Origin of the sequence: Nitrobacter sp. 62-23 (assembly GCF_001897285.1) — a bacterium.
GTDB lineage: Bacteria > Pseudomonadota > Alphaproteobacteria > Rhizobiales > Xanthobacteraceae > Nitrobacter.
The window spans coordinates 1-15212 of record NZ_MKSM01000120.1; the positions used below are offsets into that span (position 1 = coordinate 1).

15 protein-coding genes and 1 tRNA gene are annotated in these 15212 nt (G+C 60.4%); 11 read left to right on the forward strand and 5 right to left on the reverse strand.

What is annotated here, in order from left to right:
• The 6 genes from BGO16_RS13620 to BGO16_RS13645 form a co-directional block, all read left to right on the forward strand.
• Nucleotides 1-269 (forward strand): helicase C-terminal domain-containing protein (locus BGO16_RS13620; protein WP_292619261.1); only part of this gene is annotated, 269 nt, incomplete at its 5' end.
• A gap of 508 nt (nucleotides 270-777) precedes the next feature.
• A complete protein-coding gene (locus tag BGO16_RS13625) occupies nucleotides 778-1278 on the forward strand; it encodes a hypothetical protein (RefSeq protein ID WP_292619262.1) in 501 nt (166 codons plus the stop codon).
• A 378-nt stretch (nucleotides 1279-1656) separates the two neighbouring features.
• Nucleotides 1657-1733 (forward strand) — tRNA-Arg (locus BGO16_RS13630).
• A gap of 241 nt (nucleotides 1734-1974) precedes the next feature.
• On the forward strand, nucleotides 1975-3654 hold the full coding sequence (locus BGO16_RS13635; protein WP_292619263.1) for an SIR2 family protein: 1680 nt from the start codon (nucleotides 1975-1977) through the stop codon (nucleotides 3652-3654).
• Nucleotides 3651-4286, forward strand: a complete 636-nt coding sequence (locus BGO16_RS13640) for a hypothetical protein (protein ID WP_292619264.1) — start codon at nucleotides 3651-3653, stop codon at nucleotides 4284-4286. The genes BGO16_RS13635 and BGO16_RS13640 overlap by 4 nt, the downstream gene beginning before the upstream one ends.
• Complete coding sequence (locus BGO16_RS13645) at nucleotides 4283-6715, forward strand: AAA family ATPase (protein WP_292619265.1); 2433 nt, start codon at nucleotides 4283-4285, stop codon at nucleotides 6713-6715. The genes BGO16_RS13640 and BGO16_RS13645 overlap by 4 nt, the downstream gene beginning before the upstream one ends.
• A 204-nt stretch (nucleotides 6716-6919) precedes the next feature.
• Here BGO16_RS13645 and BGO16_RS13650 read toward each other — a convergent pair whose 3' ends face one another.
• Together BGO16_RS13650 and BGO16_RS13655 are read right to left on the reverse strand one after the other, a co-directional pair.
• Nucleotides 6920-7843, reverse strand: a complete 924-nt coding sequence (locus BGO16_RS13650; RefSeq protein ID WP_292619266.1) for an ImmA/IrrE family metallo-endopeptidase — start codon at nucleotides 7841-7843, stop codon at nucleotides 6920-6922.
• Nucleotides 7840-8160, reverse strand: a complete 321-nt coding sequence (locus tag BGO16_RS13655; protein ID WP_292619267.1) for a helix-turn-helix transcriptional regulator — start codon at nucleotides 8158-8160, stop codon at nucleotides 7840-7842. The genes BGO16_RS13650 and BGO16_RS13655 overlap by 4 nt, the downstream gene beginning before the upstream one ends.
• A gap of 185 nt (nucleotides 8161-8345) precedes the next feature.
• Between BGO16_RS13655 and BGO16_RS13660 the strand changes: the two genes are divergently transcribed.
• Genes BGO16_RS13660 through BGO16_RS13670 form a run of 3 tightly spaced genes read left to right on the forward strand, consistent with a single transcriptional unit; the run spans nucleotide 8346 to nucleotide 11076 of the window.
• The gene (locus tag BGO16_RS13660; protein ID WP_292619268.1) at nucleotides 8346-9593 is read left to right on the forward strand and encodes a nucleotidyltransferase; all 1248 of its coding nucleotides are present in this window, start codon (nucleotides 8346-8348) and stop codon (nucleotides 9591-9593) included.
• Nucleotides 9593-10045, forward strand: a complete 453-nt coding sequence (locus BGO16_RS13665) for a hypothetical protein (RefSeq protein ID WP_292619269.1) — start codon at nucleotides 9593-9595, stop codon at nucleotides 10043-10045. The genes BGO16_RS13660 and BGO16_RS13665 overlap by 1 nt, the downstream gene beginning before the upstream one ends.
• On the forward strand, nucleotides 10042-11076 hold the full coding sequence (locus BGO16_RS13670; protein ID WP_292619270.1) for a CBASS cGAMP-activated phospholipase: 1035 nt from the start codon (nucleotides 10042-10044) through the stop codon (nucleotides 11074-11076). The genes BGO16_RS13665 and BGO16_RS13670 overlap by 4 nt, the downstream gene beginning before the upstream one ends.
• 22 nt (nucleotides 11077-11098) lie before the next feature.
• Here BGO16_RS13670 and BGO16_RS13675 read toward each other — a convergent pair whose 3' ends face one another.
• Nucleotides 11099-11539 carry a hypothetical protein gene (locus BGO16_RS13675; RefSeq protein ID WP_292619271.1) on the reverse strand — a complete coding sequence of 147 codons (441 nt, stop codon included), beginning with the start codon at nucleotides 11537-11539 and terminating at the stop codon, nucleotides 11099-11101.
• Nucleotides 11540-11705: 166 nt separating this feature from the next.
• Between BGO16_RS13675 and BGO16_RS13680 the strand changes: the two genes are divergently transcribed.
• Complete coding sequence (locus BGO16_RS13680) at nucleotides 11706-12041, forward strand: helix-turn-helix transcriptional regulator (RefSeq protein WP_292619272.1); 336 nt, start codon at nucleotides 11706-11708, stop codon at nucleotides 12039-12041.
• On the forward strand, nucleotides 12031-13311 hold the full coding sequence (locus tag BGO16_RS13685) for a HipA domain-containing protein (protein ID WP_292619273.1): 1281 nt from the start codon (nucleotides 12031-12033) through the stop codon (nucleotides 13309-13311). Before BGO16_RS13680 ends, BGO16_RS13685 begins: the two co-directional genes overlap by 11 nt.
• 219 nt (nucleotides 13312-13530) lie before the next feature.
• Here the strand turns inward: BGO16_RS13685 and BGO16_RS13690 are convergent, their stop codons facing one another.
• Together BGO16_RS13690 and BGO16_RS13695 are read right to left on the reverse strand one after the other, a co-directional pair.
• On the reverse strand, nucleotides 13531-13782 hold the full coding sequence (locus tag BGO16_RS13690) for a hypothetical protein (RefSeq protein ID WP_292619274.1): 252 nt from the start codon (nucleotides 13780-13782) through the stop codon (nucleotides 13531-13533).
• A 38-nt stretch (nucleotides 13783-13820) separates the two neighbouring features.
• Nucleotides 13821-15182 (reverse strand): site-specific integrase, encoded by a 1362-nt coding sequence (locus tag BGO16_RS13695; protein WP_292619275.1) that lies wholly within the window; start codon nucleotides 15180-15182, stop codon nucleotides 13821-13823.
• Nucleotides 15183-15212 lie beyond the last annotated feature (30 nt).

Consider the following 15212-nt stretch of genomic DNA (forward strand, 5'->3'; position numbering starts at 1 on the left):
CCTATGCCAGCACCGTGCACGGGTCGCAGGGCATGACCGTCGACCGCGCGATCGTCCTGCTCGATCCCCATGCCGTGCATGTCGCGGCAAGCCGCGCCCGTGATGAAACCCGGCTCGTCGTCGATCGCTCTCAGATCGACGCGCTGACGTCGTCCCGGCTGCCGTTGGACCGCGCACAACAGGCAGAACGACATCTGCCGAGGAGCGGCGCGCCCTACTCGCCGGGCGACTCTCGACCGGGCGCGCCAAGACCTCGACGATCGCCGTGATCGGGCAAGCCCCGCTCCCGACGAAACAGGCCCATCGGCCCTTCAACCAGCAAACAGTGGGTCGGCCGACGCAACCATCCGCTAAACCATCAGCAGCCCAGCAGGCCGCTCGATCCGTCCCGCGCCCCAGAGCGCACAGTCGTAGCCGCGGGTTGGACTATGGCCGCTGAGCAGAAAGCGGTCCGCCCATTCCGTCCGGCGACAGGGCGGCGAGCTCAATCCGATTGAAAATGTCTGGGAGTACCTGCGCGCCAACAAGCTCGCCATCACCGTCTTCGACGACTACGACGATATCGTCGCCACAACCTGCGAAGCCTGGAACTTCTTCGCAAACGATCCAGATCGCATCGCCTCAATCACAAGCCGCACTTGGGCAACAGTCAATCCTTAGGGCCGTTGGTATTACGCCTGCGCCAGCCGTGCGCAGAAAGGACCGATAGCCTGTCGTGGAAACACGATCCGGATAGCCTTCCTGGATGATCTGGTCCTGACGACGATTCGGGAAAACATGTTCACGCCGGAGCGATTGACCGAACTGCTGTCGGTAATCGCCGCAAAGCGGCAGGAGCGCACCGTCGCTGTTGACCGTCGCCTCGCCTCCCTGAAATCCCAGGTCGTCGATGCCGAAGATCGCCTCAAGCGTCTTTATCGCGGGATCGAGGAAGGCATTGTCGAACTCGACGATCTTCTTCGCGAGCGGCTCGTTGAACTCAAGGCCGACCGCCAGAAGGCTCAGGCGGCCTATGACCACGCGGCGGCGCAGGCATCACCGTCAGCCGCCATCGATTCTGACAAGATCGCGGCGTTCAGCACGCTCATGACAGACTTGCTCGATAACGGCGAAACGCCCGCACGCAAGGCTTATCTGCGCACCCTCATCGGCGCCATCATTGTCGGCGACAAATCGGTGAAAATCGTCGGCAGCCGGGAAGCCGTCAGAGCGGCCATACTCGGCAAACCCAGTCCTCTCCAGAACGTTCGTGGTTTGGTACACGATTCGAACGTGTGACCTTTGCCTTTCGGGCCTTGCTCCTCCCCACGCCAGCCCAGCTAGGATGTTGCCGTCGCCCGGTCAATGGGCTAAACGGAATGCCTTGCACCCGTAGCTCAGCTGGATAGAGCGTTGCCCTCCGAAGGCAAGACTCCTGTCAAGCGTGTGAATGTGGGTGTCGAGAAAAATGAGTTAAACCAAGCAATTGGCGAAACTCGAAGGAAGCAGCAGAATCGCTTCCGTGGTCACGGAAGCATCGCGGAAGCAAACGATAGGGAGCGTGTAGAGTACGAACGGCGACAATCGGTGGGGCTTGGAGCTGCGTCGCTTGCGCTGATGTGAATGTCGGATTCGAGATTGACCCAGATCGGTCTCGGACATTATCTGAAGACCAATGCACCCGTAGCTCAGCTGGATAGAGTGTCGGCCTCCGAAGCCGAAGGTCACAGGTTCGACTCCTGTCGGGTGCGCCACCATCTTCGTATTCGCCTCCAAGACCCATCGCGGTTCGAGCGCGTCGAGCCGATGGCGATCGTGTGGATGAGCCAAGCCAACTCTTCTGGCACTGGACAACCTTACGCTGCGAAGTAGTGTCGATCCTCAGGGGTGACGCCAATCGCGTCGAAAAAGGGGGACGACGTGGCGCTGGCGCCAACTGCCAACCAAATCTCCGTGCGAGAAGTACTTAGGAAACTTAACGCCGAATTTGCGCCGATGGCGCATGCGGTTGAGAATGGCGAATTCGCGCTGTGGGTCGGTTCAGGCATCTCGCGGCAAGCCCCTAATCTCGGCAGCCTGATCGAACGAGCATTCGACTATATCCGCGAGCGGGCAATCAATCCGGCCACCGCTGCTACCTACCTTCCGGCGCTCGAGGAAGCGCTTGGTCTCGCCGAAATCGAGCCCGCGAACGTCCAAGCAAAGTACGCAGAGCCGTTAGCGACGTGGCCTGAACACGATGCGATCATTGACCGTCTGTGGACAAAATATTCACGTGTGCTCGATATTCGCGTCCCTGGCACCGATGCGGATTTTATCCTCTGGGACGCGATCGACATCAGAAGGGCTTTCGAGAATCCGGCACCGCCCGCCGCAGAGCATCTGTGCATCGCCGTTCTCATTCTAGAAGGAGCCGTCCAAGCGATTGCCTCAGCCAACTGGGACGGGTTCATCGAGGCAGCGGTCGAGCGGCTGAGCAATGGCGTGCCGGGTGTAGTGCAAGTTGTCGTCGATCCCGATCAGTTGCGGGAGCCTCCTGGACGCGCCCGACTGCTGAAGTTCCACGGATGCATCGTGCACGCTACGCAGGAGCCGCTGGTCTTTCGGCGTTTTCTGACTGGAAGTTACACTCAGATCATGGGATGGCCGGAAGCGGCCGACGTCGCGGCAATGCGCAATGCGGTCGTCGGACTCGCAACAACCCAGAAGACCCTGGTGCTCGGACTCTCGATCCAGGACAACAATCTTCAAACGCTGTTTGCGCGCGCGCGGGCCGTACACGCATGGCCTTGGCCCTGCGCGCCGGCTTCTCCCGCCCACATCTTCTGCGAAGACAGTATCCAGCAAGGACAGCGCGACGTGCTCCGCCTGTCGTATGGCGACGCGTACAATGGCGATCCGGCAGCCATTCATGACGCGACGCTGTTGCGCGCGTGGGGTGAGAAGGTACTCATCGCCCTGGTGCTGAAGCTCCTTGCCGATAAGCTTGCTCGACTGATGGAACTTGGTCTGGTCGCTCTGGGCAAAGGGCCAATTGCTATCGCTCTCAAACCGTCGCTGGAAACGTTTCGAGACGAAATCGCTGAGTTCGCCGTTCCCGGTCCCGGTACCCAGAACAGGACCGCCGTCGTAAACGAAGCCATCGCCCTCTGGTCACGAATGCTTTCGCTCTTTCGATCGGGCGCTTTGCCTTCCAGTCGGGAGGCCTATGAAACTCTCAGCAGCTCCACACCCAACCTCCTCGCGGCGGACCAAAACGCCCAAAACATGGGTCTCGGCCGCCTTGCGATCGCGCTATCGCTTCTACAGGACGGGCGCAGAGCCGGGCTTTGGGAGCTGCGCCGGCCTGCGTCGAACGATCTACCATCTGGCGCCATGACAGCCCGTGCCTTGCGCCCAGACGGTATGGATCGCCCACTTTTCGTGGTAAAATCGGCAACGGAAGCGATTGCTCTCAAAAGCAAGGGAGCCTTCGCGAACGACAATGCGATCGTTGTCCATGCCGATAATGCCTGGCACCAAATGGCCGGCGGTGTAAGCGCGCGGCGCGTGCGCGCAGCGCCTGGGCGGACCGGACAAATCGGCGAAACGCATGTCAGCCTAGGCGACTTGCTCGCACGCTGCGGCGACGCCGCGACGCTCCAGCGAGAATTTGTCGCGGAGATGATGCTATGAGCGGCTCACCCCTCGTCTATGCTGTCCAGGAGCGCCTTCACGACGCCGGCTATAGCGACCTGCCGACACCATTCAAAGTCGCAGGCGTCGAATTCGCGTTCACCGGCGCTATGCGTGGGCGCGACGGACGGGCTCTGGACCTGGTGCTTTTGATCGACACCACAACTGGGGACTTTGGGGATCGCGACGGCGACCGCGTCCGCCAGCGAGTGGAAGCTTTGAGCCGCGCACTCGACGTCACCGGCTCGCGCTATGTCGTGACGGTGATTCTTGCAGGCGCAGTGCTGGCAGAAGGGATAGAGGCTCTGTCTGAGACCTGCCGCGTACTACAGGTAGAAGGCGTCACCTTCGATGATCAAGGCAAGCCGGTCGACGAGATCGCCAAACGCCAGCTCGACGATCGCATCCGCGTACTTCTTCCTCTTACCCTTCCCGTGCCTGTGGTGGAGGCGCAGAATAGTAGCGGCCCAGCGATGGACCAACTCGTTCGCGCACTTCCCGCAAACACCAACATCGCCCTCGTCGACGCGCTGATCGCTGCGTCTAGCGACGGGGAGCAGGCGGTAACCGATGCCGTTGCGCTAGCGATCGACGGTGCATTTCAGTCCGAACCGGAAGAGGCGCAATCGTGAGCGACCTCACTCTCAGAAGTCTCGACATCAGCAACTTCCGGAGCATTCGAGGTCAGGTTCACGCACCCCTCGACGCTAAAGTGGTGCTTGTCCATGGCGAGAACGGTGCGGGAAAGACGAGCTTGCTGTCGGCCATGGAACTCGCGTTGACCGGAAAGGTTCAGTCGCTGGAGCGTGCTGACCCCGGCTATGAGAAGCAGTTGCTGCATCGCTCCGCGACCGAGGGCAGCGTCTTGCTTAAGGCTTTCTCCGGGACGTCGGAACAGAGTTTTAAGGCAATGGTGAGTGGGACTGGTTCGCAGTCGATTACTGCGCTTGACGAGCACCGAGCCGCCTTCTTCCGTGAGCGGGCTTTCCTGCCGCAAGTTCTGCTGGGCCAATTGCTGCAGATCTATCAGGATGCCGGCAACGATGCGGCTTCACCCCTGGCGCAGTTCGTGAGCAAGCTGCTCGGCCTTGATCGTCTGGACGCCTTGGAGGCTGGATTGAAGCCTCTGGCGGATCTACGCAACGTCCGCAAGATCGTCGACGGCTGGGCGGCTGCGGAAAACGATAAATCCCGCCTCGACCGGCTTCTCTCCGATCAGCGCAAAGTACGCGAGGAGTTGAATGGGCAAGTCCGGAGCACGCTAGACGAGCTTACGGCCCTCTGCTCCGAACTTCAGCTTTCCACTGAGGTGCGGGAGGAGACGCTAGACAACGTTGCGGCGGCCCTTTCGGAGAGCAGTGACACTGATGCGTTCGCGCGGCTGACGGATCAGCAGCGGCGACTTGCCTCGATCCGACGAGAGATCGACACGGCACAAAGTGCGACTCTGCCCAGTGCTGTCCCCGCTCCCCCCAACTCTGAGGAAACACGCGGAGCATTTGCACGCTGGGAGGCCGAATACGGCACACGCGTCGGAACTGTCCGCGGTCGTGTTGATGCCTTCCTACCCGACATCTCGTTGCCAAGCGATCCGGAACAGTTTGCTGAGGAGGCGCTCACGCGCCTGCGCACGGAGCAGAAGCAGTTGTCTGATCGCGTGTCACAAGCGCGCGCGGACATAGCGCGCTACGCGTTAGCGCAGGATGAGCGCGATGTTGCCCTGCGCCAGCGCGAGACAATCGATCAGGAAGTCGCTCGCTTGCCCAGCAGTGCGGGCAGTCTCGGGTCGGCACTGGCGGAGCTGACATCGTTTGTCACGAGCGACGTTTGTCCGGTATGCGATCGAGATTTCAGCGAACTAGGTGAGGGTTCGCTCAGCGACCATGTCCACGGCAATGTAAGGACATTGTCCGCTTCGGCGGAGCGCCTACTAACCTTGGGCCGGACCCGCAGCGAAGTGCAGGTTACCGTTGAGCGCCTGGAGCGTGAAATCGAGGCGATTGCCGTGCGAAGGCTTGACGAAGAAACTCTGGCCGACCTCGATCGGCGAAAGGCGGCCGGGGAAGCGCTCATAGCTGAGCTTGTAAGCCTGCTCGATGCAGTGCGAGAAGGAGCGCAATTGCGCGTGGCCGACGTCGCGGCGCGACGCGCCGTGAGCGAGGCTCAGTCACGCAATGTCGCGCTTGCCGCTGCACGAGACACGCTGAGCGACTTTGCCCGCTCGATTGGAGCGCTTGTACTTGATGAGGGCGAGTCATTCGAAGCCGCCTTGGTGCGGTTCGACAGTTTATTGGCAACCGACGTGAGGGGCCTTGAGCGGCGGCTTTCCATGCGGCGCAAAGGCGCTGATTGTATCGCCACAATCCGCTCGGCAATCACGCGCCGCAGGGAAGCAGACGAGCGGATTGCGACAGACTTGGCGTCCTGGCAACGCGCCGACCAGGCCTTACAGAGAGCTCAGGCCATGCGCGATCAAGGCAATGCAATTCGCAACGCCGTCGACAAGATACGCTCCGCCATCATTCGACGTGAATTCAATGATCGGCTTAATCGCGTGTGGCGCGACCTGTTCGTGCGGCTAGCACCGGGAGAACCATTTGTCCCAGCATTCCGAATCCCAGAATCGTCCACGCAGAAACTTCAGCCCAAGCTTATCACCGAGCATCGGGATGGTGGCGAGGCGGGCGGAACACCGGGTGCTATGTTGAGCGCCGGCAATCTCAACACCGCTGCGTTGACCTTATTCACCGCACTTCATCTCGCGGTGCCTAAAGAGCTTCCGTGGCTGATCCTCGATGATCCAGTACAGTCGATGGATGACGTCCATATCGCCCATTTTGCAGCGTTGCTAAGGACTCTATCGAAGGAGCACGGACGGCAAGTGATGATCGCCGTGCATGACCGTCAACTCTTCGAATATCTCAAGCTCGAGCTCAGTCCAGCATTCCCAGAGGATAGCCTGCTGACAATCGAGCTGTCGCGAGGACCTAGGAGGGACAGTATCTGCATTTCCAGGCGGTTCTCTTTCAAGGAAGAGACAGCGCTTCTTTCCGCAGCTTGAGATGCTCGAGGGAATGTCCGGATTTCCGCGCCGCTCCCCTACTATAAATCAAAGCGGACTTTGGATTAGTCCCAGTTCCTCTTCTCGGTGATAGAGATTTGATGATCCGGCCGTCGACAACGACAGCCGCATTGGTTGATCATTACGCACCCCAATGGGCTCCGATCACGGACGGTCCGTTGGACGTCCACAGTCTCTCGCGCTCTATCGACTTGGGAACTGTCCGCTGTTGATGAACCGATCATAGACGTCGGTCTCTTCCTCTTCCGCCTGAGAGCGCGGACCGTCAGCCTCGAACTGCAGCACAGTGATCTCCTGGTCATACCGCTCAGAGCGAAAGCACATCTCATGCACCGGCTCGGGAAACCAGATACCAGCTTGTTGCGTGATGCCGGTCAGCGCACTGTCGGAGTAGTCGCGCTTTGCGGCGAAAGCCTGCGAAGGCAGTTCGTAAACTGTGTTCTTCGTCCTGATGAATCGCCCGGACTTCAGCGCAGGACTGCTTGGCTTCGCCCAATGGGCAAAACCCTCATTCGAGACCACCATGATCGCCCGTGTTTCGGTATATTCGAGCCAGCGCAGGATCGCCGCAGTCAACGACACGCCGTAGCGCTTCGCGAGGCGACTCAGCACGTCGAAATCGGCCTTTGCATTGGCCGGCTGCTGTCGGCGAAAATCGTGAAGCGGCATCAGTAAGGCCGCGGCGAACTCGTCGGCTTCCTGCTCAATGCCGGACCCACCGCGACGAACCACCGCGTTCTCATCACAGTAGATGCCGCCGTCGAAACTCCCGTCCTCCTCGATCAACTGGCGGTGCAGGATATAGTGGGCGAACTCGTGGCCGACGGTGAACGAGCGCCGGCCCTCGGACTGGCCGAGATGATACATAATCGCCCATTGGCGCGGCCGCGCTTCGCCATAGACCAGGGCGCCGACGCAACCGGGGATGTTGCGCTCGACGACTTCGTGGATGGGGCTGTCGGGTGCGACTTGGCGGGAATACTCCAGTGCAAGCCCGATCACATCTACCGGCCCGCGATCGAAGCGGTCACCGCCGAGAACATGATCTAGCATCTGTGTGATGCGAGCCGCCTCTTTCAGCGGCCGGAGACGGATGGGCTCGATCATTTGCGGGTCTTCGTATCCAGGATGCGCGCCATCTCGCGGATCTGCCGGCGCGTCTCTTCCGGTAGGCCGCTATATTGCCGGAAGAAGGCCGTGTCCTCCGCTTCGCTGAGCGTCTGGGTGTCGCTTCCGATCAGGTAGTCGACGGTTACACCCAAGGTACCCGCGATCACTGACAATTTCTCGGCGGAAGGCCGTGGAGGATTCTTGTTCTCAAGTTCCCAGATGTAGCTTTTCGAGGAACCAGTTTCCTGCGCGAGTTGATCGAGGGTCAGGCCTTTCTTTGTTCGTAAGTCCTTGATCCGCGCACCAAATTTCATAACCGACCCTTCCAAAATCCTTCCTCCGACGCATGTTCGGAGTAGCTATATCATAAGACCCTTGACAGGCGCATTCAAGCTCCCCATCTTGTTCGGAGTAGAAGAACAACGACTCATATCATCCCGAACGTCGCGCGGGCGATGGCGAGATGCGCAGATGCAGCCCAGCCCGCTCGGAGATCGATATGAACATTCAACTCGCGCCGACCGGCCTGAATCCGTTCGACGATCCCCTCGACCGGATTCTCGCCGAGATCGCGCTCAGCATTCAGCTGCCGCCTTCACTGCACGACAAGGCGAAGTCGCGTTACGAAGCGGTTCGGCGCCATCTCGAAGGCACGACTGCCTTCTTCGACCAGATCGAGCACTTTTACCCGCAGGGCTCCATGGCAATCGACGCCACGATCTCGACCCGAGGCACCGATGACGAGTACGATCTCGATATCGTCTCACAGCTCGGCGACCGCTTCCGCGGCATGACGCCTCTCGAAATCCTGGCCGAGATGGAAACCGCGCTCGCCGACTATCCGGTCCAGCGGGTATTGCGGCAGACACGCTGCGTTACCCTCTTCTACGCCGACAAGATGCATCTCGACGTGACGCCCTCGCTGCGCGTCTACGGGACGCTCGATCGCGAGAGCCTCATCACCCATGCCAAGGGGCCACGCCGCTCCGCCGACGATCGCTTCGTCGACATGAACGCCTTTGGCTTTGCGCAGTGGTATGCGGGCCGGACGCCGCTCGAGCCGCGCATGGCGCGCGAGTTCCACCGCCGTTGGCTCGATCATGCCGGCCTTGCAGCTCGCGCTGATGCCGACGTTGACGATGTGCCGGACCAGTGCCACTTCATCGTCAAGAACACCGCAACGCTCGCTCTGCAGCTCCTCAAGCGCTTCCGCAACATCCGCTACGCCAACTATGACCGGCGCATCCCGCCGTCGATCATGCTCTCCTATTATGCCGGGCTCGCCGCACAACCGAACATGTCGCTGGGCGCGATGCTCGCTCGTCTCGCGAGCTGGATCATCCGCGACATCGAGCAAGCCTCGCTCTACGGCCGGCTTCTCCATGTTGCGAACCCGGTCTGTGAGGCCGACGTCTTCACCGACCGGTGGCCGGAATCGATCGCTCAGCAGAACGAGTTCGCCGAACACCTGCGCGACCTCGTCCGGTCGCTCGAGTCGATGCGCAAGGGCGAGATGTTCCCCAACACGATGATGGACGTGCTGCGCAGCGACTTCGGGGACCGCGTCGTCACGCGTGCCGCCAACCAGATCGCCATCGAGGTAGGTGGCGACATCCAGCAGTCGCACCAGCTCTACACGCGGCGGGGCGGCTTGCTGTTGCCGAGCGCCGCCGCCGTCGCAGCGCCGATCGTCAATCCGTCGGTCGCGGCCGCACGACCGCACACCTTCTTCGGACGCAAGATCTAATGACCGCGCCGATTCTCTCCATCGACGCGCAGGTTGCCGGGATGAAGGCAACCTGGCCGCACTTTGCGGCGCGCCGAATCGACCGACGCGCGCAATCGGCGCGATGGGTGGGGAGCGTGAGGCCACAATATGCGAGCTACTTTCTGGAGATCCGTTACCAGCTCGGTTCATTCCCCGAGGTGCGGGTGCTCGCGCCCCAGCTTGTCCGACTGCCGGGAAACGTCGAAGGCCAACTGCCCCACGTCTACCCGCCGGCCGAGGATCCGACCCTGTGCCTGTTCGACCCGCGTGAGCAGGAATGGACGGCGACGATGACCATCGCGAGCACAATCGTCCCTTGGGCTCTCGACTGGCTCGCCTGCTACGAACTTTGGCTGATGACCGGGCGCTGGACCGGGGGCGGGCGGCACCCGGAGCTGCCGCCGGTCGAGGCAACGGAGATGACGAGATGAACTACATTCCATCGCGCCGATCTGATGGCACGATCCAGCATGCTCGCGTGAAGCGGCCGTGGCCGCAGGGCAGGCCTTTTCGTATCCTCTCGATCGATGGCGGTGGCATCCGCGGAGTTTTTCCCGCGGCCGTCCTCGCAGAGCTCGAAAGCCGTTTCCTCGGCGGCAAGTCCATCGCCAATCATTTCGACATGGTCGCGGGCACATCGACGGGCGGCATCATCGCGCTCGCCCTTGCCCACGGGATGACCGCGCGACAGGCGCTCGACATCTATCTCGAACGTGGTGAACGAATCTTTCCGCCGGCGGCCGGGCTCGGCAAGGTGTCGAGGCTGCTGCGCTGGGTGTTCAAGCCGAAGCACGACCAGGCGGCCCTCAAGGAGGAGCTGCTATGGATCTTTGGCGACAAGGTGCTCGACGATGCCGTCACCCGGTTGGTGATCCCGAGCTTCGAAGGGCGCCACGGCGAGCCGTTCCTCTACAAGACGCCGCACCACCCAGACTACCAGAAGGACCGCCACAAGAAGTTCGTGCATGTGGCGCTCCACACGACGGCTGCCCCGTCCTATTACCCCGGTGTCGAGGACGACGGCTACATCATGATCGATGGCGGCGTCTGGGCTAACAATCCGGTCATGAACGCACTGGTTGACGCCCTCGCCTGCTTCGACATTGCACGCGAGGACGTGCGTATCCTGAGCCTGGGAACGGGTGAGTCCACCTTCACTGTCGATGAGCGGGCGCGCAACGGCGGGATCAAGGATTGGGCGTTCATGCGCTCCTTCAATGCAGCCGCCCGTGCGCAATCCCGCAATGCCCTCGGCCAAGCCTATCTGCTGGTCGGCAAGAACAACGTCACACGAATCGATGTGCCGGAAAGCGACGCGCCGATCGCGATGGATGACGTGCAGCGCTCCGTCCGGGAGCTGCCGATGGTGGCACGCAGCCTCGTCGAAGGCGCAGGGCATCACATCGAGCGAGTGTTTCTCGACGACGCAGTCGAGCAATTCATCCGTTGCCCGACGACGTAGGCGTCTCAACGGGCACTCGTCCCTACCGGGCCGTCAGCAGACGGCAGGCGAGCTCGCGCTCGCCCCAGCGTGTCGAGAAGGTGTCGGAGACCTCGAACCAGGAACCGTCGTTGCCGACGCTATGGTTGGCGCCCATGCAAGAGCACTGGCATTCGTGACCCTGTGCTTCCTGGCACGCCCGCGCGCAGATCTCCTGCTCGCGATAGGGCTGGATGATGTAGACCTTGCCGTAGCGCTGCAGCGCCCGATCAACTAAGTCGTTGAACCAGGACTTGGGCAGCTCCCAATAGGCATCGGTCCCACCGATCCATTCAGGCACCGTCCGCCGTCCGTTCTGCATCCATTGTCGGTTGTCATCGGCAAATGGCAATCTCACCCGAAGCTGCTCACCGCGTCCGGTCCGACGTAGCACGACGGGAATGTGCTTCTGTTTCCAGACGTAGCTGAGAGTGAGCCTTTCCATAGTCTTGCTCCTTCGACGATGATCCATTTGTAGACCATGTAGTTATTATATGGGCTATTTATAATCCAAATCGGATTGGCGCGGGTTGCCTCCAGTGGATGGCTCGTCTATAATGATTCATAAATGTGCCATGAGATAGGGTTACGGACCATTTATGGACCAACCAATGACAAAGCTAGAAACAAGGGCCTATTCCTCCTACAGCCGCGACGCGCTGAAGCTGCTGGCCCAGATGATCCGGCGCGCGCGGATCGAGCGGAAGCTCACCACCCAAGAGCTCGCGGACCGCGCCGGCATTTCGCGTGGCCTCATTCAAAGGATTGAGCGCGGCGACCCCGGCTGTGCGATCGGTGCGGTGTTCGAGACCGCCGCCATCGTGGGGGTGCGCCTGTTCGATGCCGATCAACCGACGATGGCGGCTCATCTGTCCGCGAACAATGCCACGCTCGCCTTGCTGCCCAAATCAGTGCGCCCCTCGGGAAAGGTGAAGGATGACTTCTGAACAGCGCTATGCGGAGGCGTATGTCTGGGCTTGGTTGCCGAGACAGACGCAGCCTGTGGTCGCGGGTCGCCTCGCCCGCGAGGGCAGCAACTTCCTGTTCAACTACGGCCGCAGCTATCTCGCCCGCGAAGACGCGGTCTCGCTCTACGAGCCAGAGCTTCCCTTGCGCGCGGGCATCCTGCCGCTTCCGGCAGGACTGTCGATGCCCAATTGCCTGCGTGATGCCGCGCCGGATGCCTGGGGCCGCCGCGTCATCATCAATCGACGGTTGGGAGCAAAGGGGGGCACAGCCGACACAGCCGATCTCGATGAGCTCACCTATCTGTTGGAATCAGGGTCCGACAGGGTTGGTGCGCTCGACTTCCAGATATCGGCCTCGAAATATGAGCCGCGCTTCGCATCCGCCGCGCCGCTGGGGGAATTGCTGAACGCCGCGCGGCTGGTGGAAGAAGGTGTGCCGCTCACGCCGGAACTGGACGCCGCCCTACTGCACGGCAGTTCGATCGGCGGCGCACGGCCGAAGGCTCTAATCGATGACGGCGACGAGAAGTACATCGCCAAATTCTCTTCGCAGACTGACGTCTACAGCGTCGTAAAGGCGGAGTTCATTGCAATGCGGTTGGCGGCGCTGGTCGGCCTCGATGCAGCGCCCGTCAGGCTGGCGCATGTGGCGGGCAAGGACGTGCTACTGATTCGGCGCTTCGACCGCAGGAAAATTGACGCTGGCTGGGAGCGCTTCGCGATGGTTTCGGCCCTCACCCTTCTCGGCCTCGACGAGATGATGGCGCGCTATGCCAGCTATCAGGAGCTGGCGACGATCATCCGGCATCGCTTCACCGATCCCAAGCCGACGTTGCGCGAACTGTTCTCCCGCCTCGTCTTCAACATCCTGTGCGGTAACACTGATGATCACGCGCGCAATCATGCTGCGTTCTGGAACGGCAGCGCGCTGTCGCTGACGCCGGCCTACGATATCTGTCCGCAAAGCCGCACCGGCCGAGAAGCCAGCCAAGCCATGTTGATCGACGGCGACCGGCGCTTCAGCCAGATCGCGGTGTGCCTGGATGCTGCGCCCAGTTTCCTTTTGTCTCGCGAGGAAGCGACCGCGATTGCTGCGGCGCAGATCTCGATCATCAAGGAGCAATGGCAGTCGGTGTGCGACGAGGCCACATTGAGCACCGTCGACCGGGAATTGTTTTGGCGACGACAGTTTCTGAACCCGTTCGCGTTCGAAGGTGCACCCGAAACTCTGTACAATCTTGCTCGCTAAGCATTACTAAGAGCGACACGCCCCCTTCGATCTCGGCATCGAGGCACACTTCCGTGCCTTGCGTCAGCATCGCCGCCCGATCCAATAACGCAGCGGGCATGGCGGCAATGGATTCCTCAGGACGACCGGGCGGCGGCGCGGCAGGATCTATGCTTACTCGGAATATTTGGCCTTGCTCGATCGCGGCACCGATCCGACCCCAAACTGAAACGAGTTGCTTCAACTCTGACGGGAGATCAGTTCAGCGCGACCTTCCGAGAGCAGAACGACTCGTTTTTTGTGCCCCAAGCTATACAGCAACGCGCCGATCATCCCTGCTGCCCTTGGCGGCAAACGCACAATCTGAACTTCACCGTTGCTCCTGATCACGCGCAACTCGATCTCGTCACGCTCATCGAGTACAGGCAATGAGGCGATAGATTTTCGATCTTGTTCAGCAAGTTCGACGAGTAGTGTGACTCCCGCGCCCATGCTCTCGCTCCGAGATTCCGCACGCCGCCGGTTCCGCATCATGCAGCCAAATGCTCCTCGAGAATTAGACCATTATCTGGTGCGCTGCTCATCTTTTTTAGGAAACGAGCCAAAGTAGCTTTCCTGGCGCTACGGTCGAGCGCGTAGGATGTCTGCTTAAATTCCACGCCATCAAGAAGTCCTTCGATATATCCAGAGATCGTATCGGCCGCCACAATCAACGCCGCATCCAGCGTATGAATATATTTGCTGGTGACGGAGCCTCGGGAGTGTCCGATCAACGCTGCAATAGTAGATTCTGTAAATCCCAGATCGTTGGCGGCACTCGCAAAGCTGTGGCGAAGGACGTGCGGTGTAACATCCACCCCCAAGGCCGTGTTTCGGAAAATTTTCTCCCAGTGATTGGGAAAGCTGCCGAACGCGTTGTCCTCTTCGCCTCCTGGGAAGACATAGGTCTTTGCAGTCTTCGCTCCGCGCTCTTCAAGGTACTCCACGACAGGCAGACCGATCGGTCGGATAGACGCTCCCTCCTTGCTGTCGGCGAGTCGCAAACAGCTTGATTCAATGTCGACGTCATCCCAGCGAAGCGCCACAATCTCAGATCGACGGCATCCAGTGAGCGCGAGTTGCCGAATGATATCTACGGTCATTCGATACTTGTCGTTTCTGCTCGCCTCACGAAGAATCGAACCGAGCTCTCGATACTCGGCTTCGCTGAGGCGACGGCTACGAACATTATCCTTTGGCCGACGAACCCCGTGTGCGGGGTTGGTTTCTATAATTCCTGCTTCTATGGCGTAAGTCAGTATACCGCTGAGAAGTCCTACAGTACGTGAGGCCGCCCCCGCGCCGCCCCGTACGATGGACTTACCCCGCAACTTTCCCGTCTTGAAACTGCAATTGGTTTTACCGGCTATCACGTCTTTCAAGACCTTATTGATATCCGCCTTGGTGAGGTCCTTCACCCGCCGCGTTCCGACCAGCGGGATGATGTGGCTACGGATTCGACTAACATCGCAGACGATGGTTGTCGGTTTCTTCGGTCGTCCGCCTTTACCCATGATCAAGCCAGCGTTCAGATCCTCAAGATAGAGTTCGCACAGCTCCTTGACCGTGATGGCCTTGTGATTGAGCTGCCGCTGTTCCGACGGATCTTCACCATGCGCTATCTTGCCGAAGAGGACTCTTGCCTCCTGTCGTGCAAGCTCGGGCGTCCAGAATCCATGTAGTCCGATCGTGAACCGACGAGAGCGGCCGGCGAACCTGTAATGAATGACATAACTGCGCTTGCCCGAGGCATACACACGGAGCCCCAGGCCAGGCAGCTCGTTGTCCCAAATGAAGTAGTCCTTCTCCCGCGCCTTGGCGGAATCCGCGGTACGTTTTGTAAGTTTTGGCATGTGTTGTGACCGGCTTTTTCCATGGCGAAC

Bases quoted from the DNA above. Each gene is read 5' to 3' on its own strand.
- BGO16_RS13660 (WP_292619268.1), top strand. From the start codon at position 8,346: ATGAACATTCAACTCGCGCCGACCGGCCTGAATCCGTTCGACGATCCC.
- BGO16_RS13680 (WP_292619272.1), top strand. From the start codon at position 11,706: ATGACAAAGCTAGAAACAAGGGCCTATTCCTCCTACAGCCGCGACGCG.
- BGO16_RS13640 (WP_292619264.1), top strand. From the start codon at position 3,651: ATGAGCGGCTCACCCCTCGTCTATGCTGTCCAGGAGCGCCTTCACGAC.
- BGO16_RS13665 (WP_292619269.1), top strand. From the start codon at position 9,593: ATGACCGCGCCGATTCTCTCCATCGACGCGCAGGTTGCCGGGATGAAG.
- BGO16_RS13650 (WP_292619266.1), bottom strand. From the start codon at position 7,843: ATGATCGAGCCCATCCGTCTCCGGCCGCTGAAAGAGGCGGCTCGCATC.
- BGO16_RS13690 (WP_292619274.1), bottom strand. From the start codon at position 13,782: ATGGGCGCGGGAGTCACACTACTCGTCGAACTTGCTGAACAAGATCGA.
- BGO16_RS13655 (WP_292619267.1), bottom strand. From the start codon at position 8,160: ATGAAATTTGGTGCGCGGATCAAGGACTTACGAACAAAGAAAGGCCTG.
- BGO16_RS13695 (WP_292619275.1), bottom strand. From the start codon at position 15,182: ATGCCAAAACTTACAAAACGTACCGCGGATTCCGCCAAGGCGCGGGAG.
- BGO16_RS13625 (WP_292619262.1), top strand. From the start codon at position 778: ATGTTCACGCCGGAGCGATTGACCGAACTGCTGTCGGTAATCGCCGCA.
- BGO16_RS13635 (WP_292619263.1), top strand. From the start codon at position 1,975: ATGGCGCATGCGGTTGAGAATGGCGAATTCGCGCTGTGGGTCGGTTCA.
- BGO16_RS13670 (WP_292619270.1), top strand. From the start codon at position 10,042: ATGAACTACATTCCATCGCGCCGATCTGATGGCACGATCCAGCATGCT.
- BGO16_RS13675 (WP_292619271.1), bottom strand. From the start codon at position 11,539: ATGGAAAGGCTCACTCTCAGCTACGTCTGGAAACAGAAGCACATTCCC.
- BGO16_RS13685 (WP_292619273.1), top strand. From the start codon at position 12,031: ATGACTTCTGAACAGCGCTATGCGGAGGCGTATGTCTGGGCTTGGTTG.